This window comes from Rheinheimera pacifica (assembly GCF_024809855.1).
In the GTDB taxonomy this organism is placed as follows: Bacteria; Pseudomonadota; Gammaproteobacteria; order Enterobacterales; family Alteromonadaceae; genus Alishewanella; species Alishewanella pacifica_A.
Genome location: NZ_JANUEM010000003.1, coordinates 170,740 through 189,090, shown reverse-complemented (window position 1 = coordinate 189,090; position 18,351 = coordinate 170,740). Strand labels below are relative to the sequence as shown.

General features: G+C 49.2%; 20 protein-coding genes. 1 reads left to right on the top strand and 19 read right to left on the bottom strand.

Annotated features, from left to right (window positions below):
* Position 1: 1 nt before the first annotated feature.
* The 19 genes from bamB to trmJ form a co-directional block, all read right to left on the bottom strand.
* On the bottom strand, positions 2-1,183 hold the full coding sequence (bamB, locus tag M2404_RS06200; protein ID WP_259238860.1) for an outer membrane protein assembly factor BamB: 1,182 nt from the start codon (positions 1,181-1,183) through the stop codon (positions 2-4).
* 10 nt (positions 1,184-1,193) lie between these two features.
* Entirely contained in the window at positions 1,194-1,826 is a 633-nt protein-coding gene (locus tag M2404_RS06195) for a YfgM family protein (RefSeq protein ID WP_259238859.1), read from the bottom strand.
* Between the two features lie 30 nt (positions 1,827-1,856).
* Positions 1,857-3,131, bottom strand: coding sequence for a histidine--tRNA ligase (hisS, locus tag M2404_RS06190; RefSeq protein ID WP_259238858.1), 1,275 nt, complete (start codon positions 3,129-3,131; stop codon positions 1,857-1,859).
* A gap of 82 nt (positions 3,132-3,213) precedes the next feature.
* On the bottom strand, positions 3,214-4,317 hold the full coding sequence (gene ispG / locus M2404_RS06185; RefSeq protein ID WP_215395880.1) for a flavodoxin-dependent (E)-4-hydroxy-3-methylbut-2-enyl-diphosphate synthase: 1,104 nt from the start codon (positions 4,315-4,317) through the stop codon (positions 3,214-3,216).
* Positions 4,318-4,319: 2 nt separating this feature from the next.
* The gene (locus M2404_RS06180; RefSeq protein WP_259238857.1) at positions 4,320-5,213 is read right to left on the bottom strand and encodes a RodZ domain-containing protein; all 894 of its coding nucleotides are present in this window, start codon (positions 5,211-5,213) and stop codon (positions 4,320-4,322) included.
* Positions 5,210-6,871: a type IV pilus biogenesis/stability protein PilW gene (gene pilW / locus M2404_RS06175; protein ID WP_259238856.1), complete on the bottom strand. Its 1,662-nt coding sequence runs from the start codon at positions 6,869-6,871 to the stop codon at positions 5,210-5,212. The genes M2404_RS06180 and pilW overlap by 4 nt, the downstream gene beginning before the upstream one ends.
* A gap of 15 nt (positions 6,872-6,886) precedes the next feature.
* Entirely contained in the window at positions 6,887-8,014 is a 1,128-nt protein-coding gene (rlmN, locus tag M2404_RS06170; protein ID WP_259238855.1) for a dual-specificity RNA methyltransferase RlmN, read from the bottom strand.
* Between the two features lie 106 nt (positions 8,015-8,120).
* Positions 8,121-8,552: a nucleoside-diphosphate kinase gene (gene ndk, locus M2404_RS06165; RefSeq protein ID WP_068228346.1), complete on the bottom strand. Its 432-nt coding sequence runs from the start codon at positions 8,550-8,552 to the stop codon at positions 8,121-8,123.
* Between the two features lie 161 nt (positions 8,553-8,713).
* Positions 8,714-9,127 carry a phosphate ABC transporter substrate-binding protein gene (locus M2404_RS06160; RefSeq protein ID WP_259238854.1) on the bottom strand — a complete coding sequence of 138 codons (414 nt, stop codon included), beginning with the start codon at positions 9,125-9,127 and terminating at the stop codon, positions 8,714-8,716.
* Positions 9,128-9,136: 9 nt separating this feature from the next.
* Complete coding sequence (locus M2404_RS06155) at positions 9,137-10,291, bottom strand: porin (protein ID WP_259238853.1); 1,155 nt, start codon at positions 10,289-10,291, stop codon at positions 9,137-9,139.
* A gap of 146 nt (positions 10,292-10,437) precedes the next feature.
* The gene (gene fdx / locus M2404_RS06150) at positions 10,438-10,776 is read right to left on the bottom strand and encodes an ISC system 2Fe-2S type ferredoxin (RefSeq protein ID WP_259238852.1); all 339 of its coding nucleotides are present in this window, start codon (positions 10,774-10,776) and stop codon (positions 10,438-10,440) included.
* Positions 10,777-10,779: 3 nt separating this feature from the next.
* Positions 10,780-12,633 (bottom strand): Fe-S protein assembly chaperone HscA, encoded by a 1,854-nt coding sequence (hscA, locus tag M2404_RS06145; RefSeq protein WP_259238851.1) that lies wholly within the window; start codon positions 12,631-12,633, stop codon positions 10,780-10,782.
* An 8-nt stretch (positions 12,634-12,641) separates the two neighbouring features.
* Positions 12,642-13,166 (bottom strand): co-chaperone HscB, encoded by a 525-nt coding sequence (gene hscB, locus M2404_RS06140; RefSeq protein ID WP_259238850.1) that lies wholly within the window; start codon positions 13,164-13,166, stop codon positions 12,642-12,644.
* Between the two features lie 41 nt (positions 13,167-13,207).
* Positions 13,208-13,531, bottom strand: a complete 324-nt coding sequence (gene iscA, locus M2404_RS06135) for an iron-sulfur cluster assembly protein IscA (protein ID WP_215395888.1) — start codon at positions 13,529-13,531, stop codon at positions 13,208-13,210.
* A gap of 5 nt (positions 13,532-13,536) precedes the next feature.
* Positions 13,537-13,920: a Fe-S cluster assembly scaffold IscU gene (gene iscU, locus M2404_RS06130; RefSeq protein ID WP_259238849.1), complete on the bottom strand. Its 384-nt coding sequence runs from the start codon at positions 13,918-13,920 to the stop codon at positions 13,537-13,539.
* Between the two features lie 30 nt (positions 13,921-13,950).
* Positions 13,951-15,165, bottom strand: coding sequence for an IscS subfamily cysteine desulfurase (locus M2404_RS06125; protein ID WP_259238848.1), 1,215 nt, complete (start codon positions 15,163-15,165; stop codon positions 13,951-13,953).
* A gap of 17 nt (positions 15,166-15,182) precedes the next feature.
* Positions 15,183-15,665 carry a Fe-S cluster assembly transcriptional regulator IscR gene (iscR, locus tag M2404_RS06120; protein WP_068228327.1) on the bottom strand — a complete coding sequence of 161 codons (483 nt, stop codon included), beginning with the start codon at positions 15,663-15,665 and terminating at the stop codon, positions 15,183-15,185.
* A 103-nt stretch (positions 15,666-15,768) separates the two neighbouring features.
* A complete protein-coding gene (gene cysE / locus M2404_RS06115) occupies positions 15,769-16,578 on the bottom strand; it encodes a serine O-acetyltransferase (protein ID WP_259238847.1) in 810 nt (269 codons plus the stop codon).
* A 3-nt stretch (positions 16,579-16,581) separates the two neighbouring features.
* Positions 16,582-17,334: a tRNA (cytosine(32)/uridine(32)-2'-O)-methyltransferase TrmJ gene (trmJ, locus tag M2404_RS06110; RefSeq protein ID WP_259238846.1), complete on the bottom strand. Its 753-nt coding sequence runs from the start codon at positions 17,332-17,334 to the stop codon at positions 16,582-16,584.
* Between the two features lie 170 nt (positions 17,335-17,504).
* Here trmJ and M2404_RS06105 point away from each other — a divergent pair, with 170 nt between their 5' ends.
* Entirely contained in the window at positions 17,505-18,341 is an 837-nt protein-coding gene (locus tag M2404_RS06105) for a class I SAM-dependent methyltransferase (protein ID WP_259238845.1), read from the top strand.
* Positions 18,342-18,351: the final 10 nt, after the last annotated feature.

Here is an 18,351-nt window from a genome sequence, read left to right as displayed (position 1 = left end):
TTTAAGGCGTTTGTAATAAGACTAGCTTACCATTGCGGCTTTGCACCAACACATAGCTGCCATTACTGACGGCTTCGGTGTAAAAACCAGAACTGTCCATACTCTGGCGTGCAACAAAGTCACCTGTTTGACGATTTACCCAATGCAGATTGCCTTTATTATCGCCAATTACCAGATAGTCTTTATATACGGCAGGGCCGGTCAGATAATGTTTGTTCAGGCCAAACTGCGACCATTTCTCTGAGCCGCTGCGTACATCCAACGCATAAATACGGCCTACAGAATCCACCAGATATAAGGTGTCACCCGCCACAGCCATATTGCGGAAACTGGCATAATCACGCTTCCATAACTGCCGCCCTGTCCGAAGCTCCAGCGCAACCAGCTCACCATTAAAGGCAATGCTGTACACTGTGCCACCAACTACTAACGGCCGCGCGTCCACATCAACCAGACGGGATAAATCAGTGCTGCCCTTCGGCACGGCTATAGGCTCTTCCCAAGCCTGATAGCCGCGTTCAGCAATCAGTACACCAATGTGACCATTGCCAGAACCGTATATGACACCACCGGCTTCTATTACCGGATCGCTGACACCACGCAAAGTAAGCGCAGGTTGTTCGTTCTCAAACTGCCAGCGCTCTTCGCCGCTGTCAGGGTGCAGTGCTACCAGAGTGCCGGCCCCTGTTGCCACCACTACAAGCCCTTCACCTACTGCAGGCCTGGCCAGCACTTCGCCTTTTACTTCTGCGCGCCACACCAGTTCGCCATCGGTAGACAAAGCAACCACATCGCCGTTTTCAGTACCAAAATAAATTTTGTCGTAGCCGTAACTTAAACCACCAGCGATACGGGCATTGTCACCAGACCAAACATCGCTAATGCCCTGCCAAAATGAATTACCGGCTGGCTTACGCAAATCAAACTGCCATTTACGCTTACCATTGTCCAGATTATACGCCGCAACCAGGCCTTCCCGGCTGGCGGCATATACGGTATCGCCGACAATAATCGGAGTTAATGACGATTCATAATGTGCTACACCTGAGCCTATGCTGGTGCTCCATACTGCATCAGGATCGATGCTGTTCTGCACCGGCGGTAGTACCAGTTTTTCTTTGCTGGAGCATCCGGCAAGTATAACTGCGCTAAGCAGCAAGACCTGTTTTAACTGTAATTTCACGCTTACCTCTTTACACTGCAGTGACGTGCGCCAGCTCGTCCAGCTTGATCTGAAGCAACTGCTGATTTTGTCCTGCAGTTGCCAGCGCTTGTTGATAGGCAGCTTTTGCCTCAGGCAGCTTTTCTGCCAGTACCAGAATGTCACCTTTCAGTTCAGCCTGCAAAGAAGCAAAACTCTCTGGCACGGTTTTCTCCAGTGTTTTCAGCGCCGCATCATAGCTGCCCTGCTCTTGCTGCAATTTTGCCAGCCGCAGCTGGGTTACTGCCAATATTGCCGGCTCTTTCGCATTAGCCAGTACCCAGTTTAGTTGCTGTGTTGCTACATCATAGTTTTTCGCTGTTACCGCTTCTTTTGCTGCGATCAATGCCGCCAGCACTGCGTAATTATCGCCTTTAGAGGCCGCAACGAAGCTCTGCGCTTCTGTCAGCCAGGCTTCACTGCTGTCAGCTTCACGTTGTTGCAGCAACTGGTTAAATGCTGTTGAAGCCTGTTCAACTGAGCTGCGCTGTTCAGCCTGGTAATAACGGAAACCGTATAATGCCGCCAGGCCCAGTACCACACCGGCAAGAATTGCTTTACCGTACTCATGCCAAAAACGTTTAATGGCTTCTACCTGTTGTTCTTCACTGCTGTAAATTTCCACTGCGTTACTCCGTTTTACGTCAAAAGCCCGTTATGCTGAAAGGGCCAGCGTCTTCGCCAGTTCTGTTAATAAAATTGTTTGTTGCGGTTTGTCTTCACGTAACCACTTTACCGTGACTTCACCGCGTGCCAGTTCATCTTCGCCGATGATCAATCCAATAGCCGCACCGGATTTATCAGCCCGCTTAATTTGTTTTTTCAGGTTGCCGCCACCACAATGCACCATAATGCGTTTATCCGGCAAGCTGGCACGCAGCCTTTCGGCAACAGAAAGTACCGCAAGTTCAGCCTGTTCGCCAAGTGCCATCAGGTAAATATCGGCAACTGCCGGTAATACTGGTAATAACTGCAATGTTTGCAGTAATAACACCAACCGCTCCAGCCCCAGGGCAAAACCAACCGCTGGCGTGGCTTTGCCACCTAATTGCTCAACTAAACCATCGTAACGGCCACCGGCACATACAGTACCTTGTGCGCCAAGCTCTGTGGTTACCCACTCAAACACGGTTTTGTTATAGTAATCCAGCCCACGTACTAAACGCGGATTTACGCTAAATTCAATGCCTGCTTGTGTCAGCAATTGCTTTAAACGGGCAAAATGCTCTGCTGAATCTTGATCCAGATAGTCTGCCAGTTTAGGTGCCGCAGCTAATATCCCAGACAGCGCAGGGTTTTTACTATCTAATACCCTTAATGGGTTGCTATACATACGGCGCAGGCTGTCTTCATCCAGCACCGCTTTGTGTTGCTCTAAATAAGCTACCAGCGCATCACGATACGCCGCACGGGCTTCACTTGACCCCAGCGAGTTCAGTTCCAGCTTTACATAAGGTGTTAAACCCAGCTGTTGCCACAACCGCGCACTTAGCATAATCACTTCAGCATCAATGTCGGCACTGGCGATACCAAAAGCTTCCAGGCCAAACTGGTGAAATTGGCGGTAGCGGCCTTTTTGTGGCCTTTCATGGCGAAACATCGGCCCGGTATACCACAGCCGCTGTTCCTGATTGTACAGCAAACCATGTTCATTACCGGCGCGCACGCAGCAGGCTGTACCTTCCGGGCGCAGCGTTAAGCTGTCACCATTGCGATCAGCAAAGGTGTACATCTCTTTTTCTACTATGTCAGTCACTTCGCCAATTGAGCGTTTAAACAGCTCAGTCATCTCAACAATAGGAAAACGAATTTCGCTGTAACCATAGCTGGCCACTGTCTGGCGCAGTGTCTGTTCAACGTATTGCCAGGCTACAGTATCCTGCGGCAGGCAATCGTTCATGCCGCGAATGGCCTGAATTTGCTTCGACAAAATTAAACTTCCATCGGTTTAAGTTAAAAAACAGCCGCGATTATAGGCGTAACAGGGCTAAACACCAAGCCTGTTGCCCGGCTTAATCCAACTGACGCACCGCAATTTTTTGCTGCAGGTATTCACGTACCTGCTGCTCGAGCTGCTCAGCCACCTGTTCATTGTCCAGCCGCAGTTTTTGCCGCTGGCCATTAATGTAAAAACCGCTTTTCTTACTGGCGCCAGCTACACCTAAATCAGATACCAGCGCTTCACCAGGGCCGTTTACCACACAGCCTATCACTGACACTGTTAAAGGCTCGGTAATATCCTCCAGCCGTTCTTCAAGCTGGTTCATGGTTTTAATCACATCAAATTCCTGACGTGAGCAGCTAGGGCAGGCAATAAAATTAATACCACGGGAACGAATGCGCAGCGATTTTAAAATATCAAAGGCAACTTTTACCTCTTCTACCGGATCTGCCGCCAGTGATATCCGCAATGTATCGCCAATACCTTCGGCCAGTAACATACCTAAACCAATGGCTGATTTTACAGCACCTGCACGGGCACCACCTGCTTCGGTAATGCCCAAATGCAGCGGCTGTTTAATTTGCTGCGCCAGTAAGCGGTAGGCACCAACCGCCAGAAAAACATCTGACGCTTTAACACTAACTTTAAACTGATCAAAATTAAGCCGGTCAAGAATATCAACATGCCGCATAGCTGACTCAACCAGCGCCTGCGGCGTGGGCTCGCCGTATTTCTCCTGAATGTCGGCCTCAAGCGAACCGCCATTTACACCGATACGGATTGGGATATTGTAATCCCGCGCGCAATCAACTACAGCGCGGATACGATCTTCACGGCCGATATTGCCTGGATTAATCCGCAGGCAATCTACACCGTATTCAGCAACTTTTAACGCGATGCGGTAATCAAAATGAATATCGGCCACCAGCGGGATGGGCGATTGCTGCTTAATTAGCTTAAAGGCTTCCGCAGCTTCCATCGTTGGCACGGAAACCCGCACCAGATCAGCCCCGGCTTTGGCAATAGCCTGAATTTGTGCAACTGTAGCGGCAACATCAGTAGTGCGGGTATTAGTCATAGACTGTACGGCTATTGGCGCATCACCACCAATCAATACGTTGCCCACCCGGATCTGCGTACTTTGACGGCGTTTTATAGGATTTTCTGCAAACATGCTTATTCTGACTCAGGAATAGTAAATTTGGCCACTCTGCCGCCTGGAAAAGCAGACATATCAAAGGCTTGCTGATTAAAATTAATTTTTACCACACTGGGGTTACCCAAAGTAACAACAAAAGGCGCCGTACCGGTAAGCTGCATAACATAACCCGCCTGCTTAGTACCATAGGCAACGCGATTGCCGTCAGCGTCAACTACATCTATCCAGCAGTTTTCGCTAAAGCGCATTTCCAGTGTATCCAGCTGCGGTACTTCTGCCGCAGGAAGCAGCTCTGCAGATGGCGCGGCCAATTGCTGCAGCATCTCATTCAGTTGCTGCTCGCTGATGGCATTATCAGCAGCACCACCTATACTGGCAGCTTGTTCATCTGAAGCCTGCTCTGCGGGCTCGTCTGTTGCTGGCTGCGGCGATACTTGCTGAGCTCTTGCCTCTACGGGCTGGCTGGCCCGCGCTGCAGCGCTACTCTCTGTGGTATTTTCATACGAGCTTTGCCACCACCAGACAAATAACAGCGCCAGTAACAGCACAATAATGGCATAAGTCAGCCACATGAAACGGTTTTCTGTTGCCTGGTGAGCAGTACGGTTAGAAAAAGTGCGCATGGGCTTGGCTGTTGACACGACAGAGCCTGTCTGGCGGCTAAGTGCCGCCATCAACTCTGTTTCAGGTAGTTTAAGCAAGCGGCCATAAGCACGTACATAACCACGGGCAAAGGTTTCCAGTGTCTTGCCATCAGGTTGATCCTGTTCCAGCCGCTCGACCTGCTCAATTTTCAGATTCAGCTGTAACGCTACCTGTTGTATGGTCAGCTTACGTTGCTCACGCGCCTGGCGCAGCAACTGGCCTACGCTGATCTCAGCAACTACTTCAGTTTCGGGTTCTTTATTCATTGTTCAATACTGGCCGGGTCAACAATATACACTTGCTGGCCAACCTTAAGCCTGCTTTGCTCGGTTAAATTATTCCAGCTGAGAAACCTGTCCAGCCGGATATTGTAGCGATAAGAAATAGCAAACATGGTTTCACCGCTTTCTACCTGATGATAAGGCGAGCTGATCTCCTGCCGGATAACCGCAGGCGGGCTGCTGGTTTGCTCTGCCTGTAATTGCTCATCGCTGACCTCAGCCAGCCATATTTTTTGTCCGGCTCTAATTACTGAAGCAGGCGTTAGCTGGTTCCACTGCATCAAGCGCGACAAACGGATATTATATTGCACAGAGATGGCATACAACGATTCTGCCTCTTTAACAATATGAAATGGCGCACTGCTTTCTGATATTTCTGGCGAAGCCGGTACAGCGGTGGTAGCTGATGCAGTTTCCGCTTCAGCCTGACTTGTTTCGACAACAGCTGTGTTTGCCGTAGCAGCCGGTTCTGGCACGGTTTCAGTAACAATGGCTTGCACCGGCGCCGATGATGTTTCCTGTGGTAAGCTAACAGGCTGTGGTGCCGCAGTTGTTAGCGCAGTGTTATTTTGCGTCAAACTACCGGCAATAGCAGTGATGCTGTTGTTTAATGGCAAAGCCGGATCTACAGCTGGCGCTACGGCAGTTGGCGCCGGAATGGCCTTTTTAACTGGCTTTTGCGCAACCACAGCGGCAACCGGTGCATCTGCTTCTGTGGTTTTACGCTTAACTATTTTCATTTTCGGATTATCTACCGGCTGCGCTGGCACTTGTTGCTTTGCACTGTCATCCGGCAACACAATATTGGCCATCAGACTGTCTTTATAGCGCTCACGCAATTGCTCAAACTCACTGTCGGCTAAACGGCCCTGCAATAATAGCCAGGTTTCCGGCGAGTCTGTGTAGAGTGTCAGCAATAACTGCTCGGCGCTTTGCATGGTGTCACGATCACCGCTTTTCTCGGCAATCAGATAACTGAGCAATACTGTGCGGGCAGAAACCCGGCCCAGACGTGAAATGCGGTCCAACTGGTTTTTCGCAGCACGATTATCGCCCATGGCGTAGGATAAGCCTGCCGCCATCGTCAGCGAAGTGATGCGGGTAGTGTTGTGGCTGACAGAGCTGTCCAGATAGCTTTTAGCTTTACTGAAATTATTTTGCTGCAACTGACATAAAGCCAGATTTTCATAGCTTTCTGCTACGCGGATATATCCAGGCCGGCTAATCGCTTTTAACAATAACTGCTCAGCTTCATCATAACGATGCAACTGACATAAAAAAGCGCCGTAGTTATTATAGGCATCGGCGTAATTAGCGTCTTTCTGGATAGACTGGCGAAAATATTCTTCCGCTTGTTTTTCTTCACCAACGCTCTGATAGTAATACGCCAGTGCACTGTACACTTCAGCTGAATTAGGTGCAAAGCTGCGGGCACGTTCCAGATTATACTTCGCCTGCGAGGTATCACCACGACGCAGGTAGTTAAGGCCAAGCGAAATGCGGGTACGGGCGGCTTCTATATTGTCAAAGGAGCGATCTGACACTGGCTTATCACTACCAACATAGGTCTGCTCTGACACACATCCGGCCAGTATCAATACACTACTCAGCGTTACACCAATGAAAAACTTCTGCTTTAACACACGCCTTTCCTTGCTTTATGGCAGCATTTTTACTGCTATAGGTTGGCCTTTTTGTTGCTTTTTGATCAATCGTTTTGTTCTGTCAATGACATCGCCAACCAGTTGGCCACAAGCGGCATCAATATCATCGCCGCGGGTTTTACGTACAATAACAGTAAAGCCATATTCTTGTAAGACTTTGTTAAACCTGTCAATCCGTGAGTTGCTCGAACGTTTGTACGGTGAGCTGGGATAAGGGTTAAACGGGATCAGGTTTATTTTCGACGGTGTATCTTTCAGTGCATGCGCTAATTCATGCGCCTGTTCCATACTGTCGTTCACGCCATCAAGCATCACATACTCTACTGTGACCTTATCATTGGCCTTAGAGTTCGCAACATAACGCCTTGAAGCGGCTAGAAATTCTTCCATCGGGTATTTACGGTTTACCGGCACCAGCTCGTTACGTAATTCATTGTTTGGCGCATGCAGAGAAATAGCCAGCGCTACGTCAATTTTATCGCGTAATAAATCCAGCGCAGGCACTACGCCTGAGGTACTTAAGGTTACACGGCGCTTGGATAAACCAAAGCCAAAGTCTTCCAGCATTAACTCCATCGCCGGCACCACGTTGTTCAGGTTCAGCAAAGGTTCGCCCATGCCCATCATCACCACGTTAGTTACCGGTTTGTCGCCGGTATCACCATAACTGCCGATAATTTGTGCCACGCGCCATACCTGGCCAATGATCTCTGCCACACTCAGGTTACGGTTAAAGCCCTGCTGCGCTGTTGAGCAAAACGAGCAATCCAGCGCGCACCCAACCTGCGATGACACACATAACGTGCGGCGGTCTTTCTCCGGGATCCACACTGTTTCTACTTCCTGGCCACCGCTTAAGCCCATAACAAACTTAATGGTGCCGTCACTGCTGTCTTGCCGTGTTACGACTACCGGTGCTTCAATAACACAACGTGCTTTGAGTTTTTCCCGCAATACTTTATTGATATTGCTCATCTTATCGAAATCATCGATACAGAAGTGGTAAATCCATTTCATTACCTGATCGGCACGAAACGGTTTTTCGCCCATTTCGACGAAAAATTGCTGCATTTGTGCGCGGGTTAAATCAAGTAAATTAATTTTGTTTTGCTGCTCAGTCATTTGCAGAGCGCTCCTTACCACAATAAACAATAGCCATAAAACACTGTACCAACATGCACTAAGGGGGCTGTTGCCCCCTTAGTCCGTTACCGTCGGCGATTAACGCTTAACGGGTACGGGCACACAGCTCAGCTTCAGTGAAGAAGTAAGCAATTTCACGCGCAGCAGAAGCAGCAGCGTCTGAACCGTGAACAGCGTTCTCATCGATGCTGGCAGCATAGTCAGCACGTAAAGTACCGGCCAGTGCATCTTTCGGGTTAGTCGCACCCATGATTTCGCGGTTCTTACGCACGGCGTCTTCACCTTCCAGCACTTGCACCATAACCGGGCCTGACGTCATAAAAGACACTAAAGCACCGAAGAATGGACGTGCGCTGTGTTCTGCATAGAAACCTTCAGCTTGCTCTTTGCTTAAGTGTAGCATTTTAGCAGCAACGATACGTAAACCGGCAGACTCAAAACGGTTGTAAATAGCACCGATTACGTTCTTGGCAACAGCATCCGGCTTGATAATTGAAAAAGTACGCTCTAACGCCATAACAGGCTCCTGATTTAAGTTGGTAATTAAACTGAATGATTCAAATTTAAGGCGGCAAATTATACGCTAGTTGCAAAAAAAAACCTATTTTTGCTGACAAAAAAGCCGCGAACTCAGGTATTGCACCATCAGTATCGCGGCTTAGTATGACAATGCGGTGGCTAGAAGCTGGCAACCACTTTCACAGTGCTATCAACACTACTGCTACTGATATAGCCAATAGCACTGCTGTCGGCAGCAACTGCGGCTTTTACAGCAGCATCATCGGCCAGTTCTTTGGGTGGTGTGCCCTTACCGGTAAACACCAGCTTTGACCAGTACGCTTTTAGCTGGGCAGCAGAGCGGTTTAGCACTTTACTGTCAAACTCGTCCCGCGCCGTTTTGCCTTCTGCCATATTCAGTGGTGTGGCTTTACTGCCATCAGCAAAGCTGCTGGCCCGGCCTAAAAACAAGCGGTTTAAATCATCTGCTGATACGGCATTAGCATTAGCCGGGTTTACCACTACAGCAATATCTGCAACGGCACTACCGGATAAAATGGTTGCCAGCAACAAAACTGTTTTAATTGCACGCATGGCGCCTCCTTAAAATACTAAATCTACGCCAAACGCCAGCACGTCCTGACGCAGATCAGCGATTTTATTATCTTCAGAGCTGTACTGTAGTTTAAACGCTGCTGAAGGATGGAAGTCGTACCGTAAACCCAGATTATACGTGGTAGCTTTACGGGCCTGGCTTTGCACAATACCCGCTACCGGGATTAACAATTGTGGTGGCAATGTTGCCAGGTAAGGGGTGTAAATTTCTGTTTTGGCCTCATTATCTTCTTTTTCATAAGAAAAATATGGCGTTATGACATCAAAACGATGGCCAACTGATACATAGAAATTTTTCTGATCGGCAATAAAACTGTTATCCACTTTTACTGTGGTGTATTCCGCCACCAGCAGCCAGTCGTTTTTGTCGGCGGTAAAACCCAGGCCAAAAAACGCACCGTCTTCTTCATTAATATCTATCCCGTTTACCAGTGCACCAAAGCCTGCGCCGGACAAACCTGTGAAAAAATCACCAAAAGTAACACCGGGCTGTAACTCAGCGCTTTGAGCATCAATCGTTACTTTGCCTCTTAAATAGGCCGCACGCAGGCTATACCAGTCGCGCCCTAACTCCCAGGCAACGCCCAGCACGTTTTTAATTTCGGCATCAACACTATTACCGCTGACTGTGGCATCGCCGTCATAGGCACCGGCAATCAGCTGCAGGTTTGAATCAAAGCTGCCTAACTGCGTGGTGTGATAAAAAGATATGCCCTCGATATTATCAAAGCCCAGGCCATAAACACTTTGCGGCACCCGCAACCAGTCGTAGGCGTACCCTACATCACGAAAGTCAGAGTATTTATAAAATGGTGTGCGTAAACGCCCGGCATTAATACGTATTTCGTCAGTAAGCTGATAACTGATAAAAGCCCATTCAAATTCAACATCAAAGTCTTCTGCGCCACGGCCCATTAGCTGTGCCGTAACAGACAGCTTTTCGCCTAAATCTGACATTAGCTGTACAGCAAATAAACTCTCGTTTTTAAAGTCCAGGCTGTCATCATAGCCATAGAGGCTGTCGTCGCTGTCCAGTGTTATACCGGCTTTAATTGACGCAAAGCCATTTATTGTCAAATCGGCGTGCGCCGGTGCGGCCAGCAAAGTTGATAACGCCACCGCTATCAGAGATTTTTTTAGCATGGTTACTCCGTTTTTTTATCGTTGTCTTTCAGATCCTAGCCCAAGCTTTACTAATCACCAGCAAAGTGCTGGTTTTATTGAGTAATCGCAGATTATTGGCATAAAAAAACGGCCCTGCAGGCCGTTTCGTTACCAGAGCAGGTAAATTAGTGGCCTTCGCTGACCATATTGACGGTGTACTTTGGAATTTCTACCACCAGATCTTCATCGGCTATACGTGCCTGGCAACCTAAACGTGATTCCGGCTCCAGCCCCCAGGCTTTATCCAGCATATCGTCTTCGAGTTCTTCGCTTTCATTCAGTGAATAAAAACCTTCGCGCACAATGACATGACAGGTAGTGCAGGCACAGGATTTCTCGCAGGCGTGTTCTATCGAAATACCACTGCGCAGCGCCACATCCAGTACCGTTTCACCAGCTTTGGCTTCAATTGCGGCGCCTTCGGGACACAGCTCGGCATGGGGTAAAAATACGATTTGTGGCATTTGTTATACCTCGTCCACGTTATGGCCTGTTAACGCACTGCGGATTGATTTATCCATGCGCCGGGCGGCAAAGTCATCAGTTAATGTGTTGGTGTGCTCAATCGCCGCTTTGATAGCTGCGGTATCGTCGCCTTGTTTTACGCTGGCAAGAGTTGTCAGCGCCTGGTTAATTGTTGTCAGCTCCTGCGCGCTTAACAAAGCCGCATCAGCTTTAAGTGCCTGCGACACGGCTTCAAGCACACGCTCGGCTTCTACCTGCTGCTCACGCAATAACCGCAACTGCATATCCTGCCGCGCGTATTGCATTGAGCCTTTTAGCATAGTGGCAACCTGATCATCGCTTAAACCGTAAGATGGCTTAACCTGAATATTGGCCTGCACACCGGTGGATTTTTCCTGCGCGGTTACGCTTAATAAACCGTCGGCATCTACCTGAAAAGTTACACGGATATGCGCACCACCGGCTGGCAGCGGTGGTATACCGCGTAATTCAAAGCGCGCCAGTGAGCGGCAGTCTTCTACCAGTTCCCGCTCGCCCTGCACCACATGTAGTGCCATCGCGGTTTGGCCATCTTTAAAGGTGGTAAATTCCTGCGCCCGCGCCACCGGTATAACGGTATTACGCGGAATAATCTTTTCGGTTAGCCCGCCCATGGTTTCAAGACCAAGTGATAACGGGATCACATCCAGCAACAGGGTATCGCCTTCAGCTTTATTGCCTACCAGCACATTGGCCTGAATGGCCGCACCTATTGCAACCACTTTATCCGGATCAATTGACGTAAGCGGTTCAGTGGCAAAAAACGTAGCCACTTCGCTGCGCACTAGAGGCACACGGGTAGAACCGCCAACCATCACCACTTTAACAATGTCATCGCTGGTTAAACCCGCGTCACGCAGCACCTGACGGCAGGCACGAATGGTCTTTTTAACCAGCGGTGCGATCAACTGCTCAAATTCTGCTTTACTGAGGGTGCCGCTGAACTGGCTGCCCGTCACAGGCAGAGAAAAACTTACCGTATCACTGCCGGTTAATTGCTCTTTAATATTGCGTGCGGTGGTTAAGTACTGCCGCATGGCCTGGTGCGACAACTGTGCCTCACCGGTCTGTTGCTGCAAATAACTGACAATAGCATGGTCGAAATCATCACCACCCAGGGCAGAATCACCGCCGGTGGCCAGTACTTCAAACACACCGCGACGTAAACGCAGAATAGAGATATCAAAGGTACCGCCGCCTAAATCATATACGGCAATCACACCTTCCTGACCGGAATCAAGGCCGTAGGCCAGTGCTGCTGCGGTAGGCTCATTTAACAGGCGCATCACATTCAGCCCGGCCAGTTTAGCGGCATCTTTAGTGGCCTGGCGCTGGGCGTCATCAAAATAGGCTGGTACCGTTATAACCACGCCGTTTAATTCGCCACCTAAGGTTTCACTGGCGGTGTTGGCAAGCGTGGCCAGAATTTCAGCTGATACTTCCACCGGGTTTTTTACGCCCTGCACGGTGTTAATGGCAACTAAACCTTGCTGATCGATAAGCTGATACGGCACTTTGTCTTTTAGCGCCAGAGTTTCATTATAACCTTTACCCATCAGCCGTTTTACCGACACTATGGTGTTTTCAGCGTCATCTACTGCTGCGGCCATAGCTGCGTAACCTACCACTACGCTATCAGCGGTATAACGCACTACTGATGGCAGCATATCGCGCCCCTGGCTGTTAACCAGTGTTTTGGCTTCACCACTGCGTACTGTTGCCACCAGTGAGTTGGTGGTACCAAGGTCAATACCGGCCGCCAGCTTGTGCTGATGCGGCGCAGCGCTTTGTCCGGGCTCTGCGATTTGTAATAGCATAGTGTTGTTTAGTCTTGTAGTTGCTGTTCAATCAGCTCCAGCTCTTGCTGCAGCTTGAAGAAGAATTTTAGTTTACGAATAAGGTCTGCCGCCAGGTGATCCTGCTCAGCGGTTTCACTGTCTAACGCCGTAGCCAGTTGCTGTAACAACTGTTTTTTCTGCTGCTGCAACTGGCGCTCTATATCGTCAATAACTGCATCGGGATCTGCGCTTTGCTCTATTTCAGCCAGTTGCTCACGCAGTTCCATTTGCTGCATTAAAAACAGCGGATCAGTAAAGCTGCGCTGCTCATGGCTTATTTTTAAACCGCGCAGTGCCAGCAAATGTTCGGCCCGCAATAGTGGCTGCTTTAAACTGTGATAAGCGTCGTTAATATTGGCCGTTTGTTGCACGGCCAATAGTTTGTCCCGCTCAGAGCCACTACTGTGCTGATCCGGATGAAACTGCTTTTGCAGCTTAAGGTAGCGCGACCCCAGCTCAGTTAAGTCGAGGTCGAACTTCGCCGGCAGGTTAAACAGCTGAAAGTAATTCATCCGGCCCTTAGATGTTTAAATTAATTACCTGGAACACGCAGTTAAACAGTAAAGCTTTCGCCACAACCACATTCGCCGTTAACGTTGGGGTTGTTAAACTGAAAACCTTCATTCAGGCCTTCTTTAACAAAGTCCAGCTGGGTGCCATCTATGTACACCAGGCTTTTGCCATCGACTATCAGCTTCAGGTCGTCTTGTTCAAACACCTGATCATCATCGTTAAGCGTATCGACAAACTCCAGTACATAAGCCAGGCCCGAGCAACCGGTAGTTTTTACACCTACCCGTAAGCCCACACCTTTACCACGGTTTTGCAAAAAACTGCGTACCCGATCGGCGGCTGCCGTTGTCATCGAAATAGCCATAATGCTTAGCCTCCGTGTTTTTGCTTATAATCAGCAATCGCTGCTTTAATGGCATCTTCTGCCAGAATAGAGCAGTGAATTTTCACCGGTGGCAACGCCAGCTCCTGAGCAATGTCAGTATTTTTAATTTGCTGCGCTTCATCCAGGCTTTTACCTTTAACCCACTCTGTTACCAGAGAACTGGAAGCAATAGCACTGCCACAGCCATAGGTTTTAAATTTTGCATCTTCGATAATACCGTCAGCGTTTACTTTAATTTGCAGCTTCATTACGTCGCCACATGCTGGTGCGCCTACCATACCGGTGGCAACACTGGCATCATCTTTATCAAATGAGCCAACATTGCGTGGGTTTTCGTAGTGATCGATTACTTTATTACTGTATGCCATGATAGTTACCTCTGTATGCAGCCAGCGCGCTTAATGCGCAACCCAGGCTACAGTGTTTAAATCGACGCCGTCTTTGTACATGTCCCACAGGGGCGACATTGCACGCAGTTTTTCAATCGCCTGGTGCACAATTTTAATCGTGTGATCAATCTGCTCTTCGGTGGTGTAACGGCCGATACTGAAACGGATAGAGCTGTGTGCCAACTCGTCACTCATGCCCAGGGCACGCAGTACATATGATGGCTCCAGGCTGGCCGATGTACAGGCAGAGCCCGACGATACGGCGATATCTTTCAGTGCCATAATCAGCGACTCACCTTCAACATAGTTAAAGCTGATATTGGTAATATGTGGCACACGGTGTTCGCGGTTACCGTTTAAAAACACCTGCTCAATATCTTTTACGCCGTTTATCAACCTGTCGCGCAGCGCAGTAATACGCTTAATTTCATCGTGCATTTCCAGCTTCGCTAACCGGAAAGCTTCGCCCATAGCAACAATCTGGTGGGTTGGTAAAGTACCTGAACGCATACCACGCTCATGGCCGCCACCGTGCATCTGTGCTTCTAAACGAATACGTGGTTTACGCCGCACAAACAAGGCACCTATGCCTTTAGGACCATAAGCCTTGTGGCCTGAGAACGACATTAAATCCACTTTCAGCGTTTGTAAGTCAATATCCAGCTTGCTTGCTGCCTGAGCTGCATCTACATGAAAAATAATACCTTTGCTGCGGCATAGCTCGCCAATAGCGGCAATATCCTGCACCACACCAATTTCGTTGTTAACAAACATTACGCTGACAACACTGGTATCTGGCCGGATAGCCGCTTCCAGCATAGCAACCGTTACCAGGCCATCGGTTTGTGGTTCAAGGTAGGTAACCTCATAACCTTCGCGCTCTAACTGGCGCATAGTGTCCAGCGTAGCTTTGTGCTCAGTTTTAACCGTGATCAGGTGCTTGCCTTTTTTGTGGTAAAAATCGGCAGCGCCTTTAATGGCCAGATTATTCGATTCGGTAGCACCTGAGGTAAATACAATTTCACGTGGATCTGCATTTACCAGCTCTGCAATCTGGCTGCGGGCAATTTCTACCGCTTCTTCTGCTTGCCAGCCAAAACGATGCGAACGCGACGCCGGGTTACCAAACTCGCCGTCCATTGTTAAAAACTGCATCATTTTTTCTGCTACCCGGGCATCGACCGGGGTAGTTGCAGCGTAATCCAGATAAATAGGTAGCTTCATTATTTGCTCCGTGTTGCCTACAGCTGGCAGCTGACTTCGATATCAGTTGCCGGATTTTTTACAATACGGCTGTTCTGCCGTTTTGCCAGGTATTGTACATCTTGCTTATTTACCAGCTCGCCCAGCGTAATGCCGGTAAGAAAGTCTTCAATGCGGTGGCTTAAGTCACTCCACAGGGTATGAGTTAAACAGCGCGTACCGCTATGGCAGTCAGATTTGCCCTGGCAGCGGGTAGCGTCTACCGACTCATCCACCGCGCTTATTACGTCTGATACTGAAATACTGCCCGCTTCACGCCCCAGCTGATAACCACCGCCAGGCCCGCGTACACTGCTCACCAAACCCTGTTTACGTAAACGGGCAAACAACTGTTCAAGATATGACAACGAAATGCCCTGACGCTCTGAAATATCAGCAAGTGGCACCGGCCCGGTTGCCGTGTGTAAGGCTACATCCAGCATAGCCGTTACCGCGTAGCGGCCTTTCGATGTTAATCTCATGGTTTGCTCCCTGAAAACAATGGCGCCATTGTACATTCCCGACTGTTTTAGTCAAGTATTAATAACCTACTGTGTTAGTCAGGTATTCAGGGTTAAGGTTCCATTAAATGGTCGGATCAAAAGCTTCTACGTCACGTTTGCGCTCTTGTGCCGCGCGCTGTTCAGCTAATTTAAAGTCTTCTTCTTCAATATTTACTGTCGGTACTTCTTCACAGACATTACCACCGAGTTGATTGACACTGTGGCACAATTCACCCACTTTGGTATCCAGCAATTGAATATGATCCAGCATGCGACCAATGGCATTGGCTACCGGATCGGGGTTATCGGCGGCCACTGCATAGGCGTCAAAACCAAATTTTTGCGCCAGTTGTTTGCGCCCGGCACTAACCTCAACATCGGCTTTAGCCACAATACGGCCGGGAATACCTATTACAGTGGCGCCGTCTGGTACATCTTTTACCACTACCGCATTAGAGCCAATACGGGCATTTTCACCGACATACAGCGGGCCCAGCACCTTGGCACCGGCACCAATAACCACCCCGTTACCCAACGTGGGATGACGTTTGCCCGGATTCCAGCTTGTACCGCCCAGTGTTACACCATGATACAGGGTGACGTCATCGCCAATTTCAGCGGTTTCGCCTATCACCACACCCATACCATGATCGATAAAAAAGCGCCGGCCGATTTTGGCACCAGGATGAATTTCTACCCCGGTTAGCCAGCGGGCAATAGTGCTTAAAAAACGTGCCAGCCATTTCCAGTTGCCGCGCCATAACTTATGGCAAACACGATGCCACCAGATGGCATGCAAACCAGGGTAAGTGGTCAGTATCTCAAAGCTGCTACGGGCAGCCGGGTCGCGTTCAAACACACTTTTGATATCTTCTTTGATACCGGCAAACATGCGCTACTCCTTCTCACCCTGTACTTTGCGGCCATAACGCTGCACCGAGGTTAAAATGCCGCGCAAAATATTGTACTCAGCCTCTTCCGGCCGGGCCCGGGTAAATAAACGTTTCAGTTTGGTCATCACCACACCAGGGTGCTGCTTAATAATAAAGCCAGTGTCATTCAGTGTGTGTTCCAGATGCTGATAAAAGCTGTTCATCTGCTCGCTGCTAGGATAAGCCACATCGTCAGCTGTTGATGTAGTAGCTTGCTTCTGTAACTCTTTTTGCAGCCAGGCCATGCGCACTTCGTAAGTTACAATTTGTACTGCCATCGCCAGGTTTAGCGAGCTGTATTCCGGGTTAGCCGGGATACAAACATGGTAATTGCACAATTGCAGCTCTCCATTGGTTAAACCACTGCTTTCACGGCCAAACACCAGCGCTACCGGATGGGTTGCCGCTTCGTGCACCGCTTTTACACCGCATTCACGCGGCTCCAACATAGGCCAGCTTAAGGTACGCGAACGCGCGCTGCTGCCCACAACTAAACTGCAATCTCTTATCGCCTGTTCAAGCGTATCAAATACCTTAGCATTGGCTAAAATATCGCTGGCACCAGCAGATAACGCATAGGCCTGGCCGTCTGGCAGCTCTTTGGGCGCCACTAAATACAGCTCTGATAAGCCCATGGTTTTCATGGCGCGGGCCACCGAACCAATATTGCCGGTATGAGTGGTGCCCACAAGAATGATACGGATCTGGTTTAACATAAGGCTTCCCGCGTAAAAGGGCTGGCATTCTAGCATAGCCTTGCGCATTTGTTGACGATAAAATAGCAGTCTGGCCATCCGAATAATATAGATTAATGCAGCGGTGTAACCTGCTTTTTGGCGATTGTTTTGCTACACTAGCGCCACTTTTACAACAGGGAACCACGAAGATGAAAACAATAAAACTTGCTCTTGCGCTGTCCGCTGTTCTGTTAACCCCTCTGACCCATGCTGACGCCAGCAAAACGGATAATACTGCCGCCTTACAATTGGCAGTAGACCATCAAACTCGCAGCCCGGCCAATGTCGCCCGCGACAAATACCGTAACCCGGTAGCTACCTTAGCGTTTTTTGAAGTTAAGCCCGACAGCACTGTAGTAGAGATATCACCGGGCGGTGGCTGGTACACTGAAATTCTGGCACCATTACTGGCTGAGCACGGCACTTACTATGCGGCGCATTTCCCTGCCGACAGCACCTCTGATTATTACAAACGCAACCGCGCTGCCTTTGTCGAAAAGCTGGCCGCTAACCCTATATATAACCGCGTACAGTTAACCGATTTTGCGCCGGGCAACAGCGCTGCCATTGCCCCTGCCGGTAGTGCCGATGTGATTTTGACCTTCCGCAATTTGCATAACTGGTATAGCAATGGCGGAGATGACGGTATGGTTGCTATTTTTAAAGACTTCTATAACGCATTAAAACCCGGTGGCGTATTGGGCGTAGTAGAACACCGTTTACCGGCCGGCAAAATGACCGGCGAGTGGATGAAATCAGGCTATTTTCCACAGCAGCTAACCATTACGCTGGCAGAAAAAGCCGGTTTTGTGTTTGACAGCAGCAGCGAAATAAATGCCAATCCGAAAGATACAGCAGATTATCCGGGCGGCGTCTGGACGTTGCCGCCGGTACTGCGCTTAAAAGAGCAGGATAAAGAAAAATATCTGGCTATCGGTGAAAGTGACCGCATGACACTGAAGTTTCGCAAACCTGCCACTAAATAAGCTGATATTG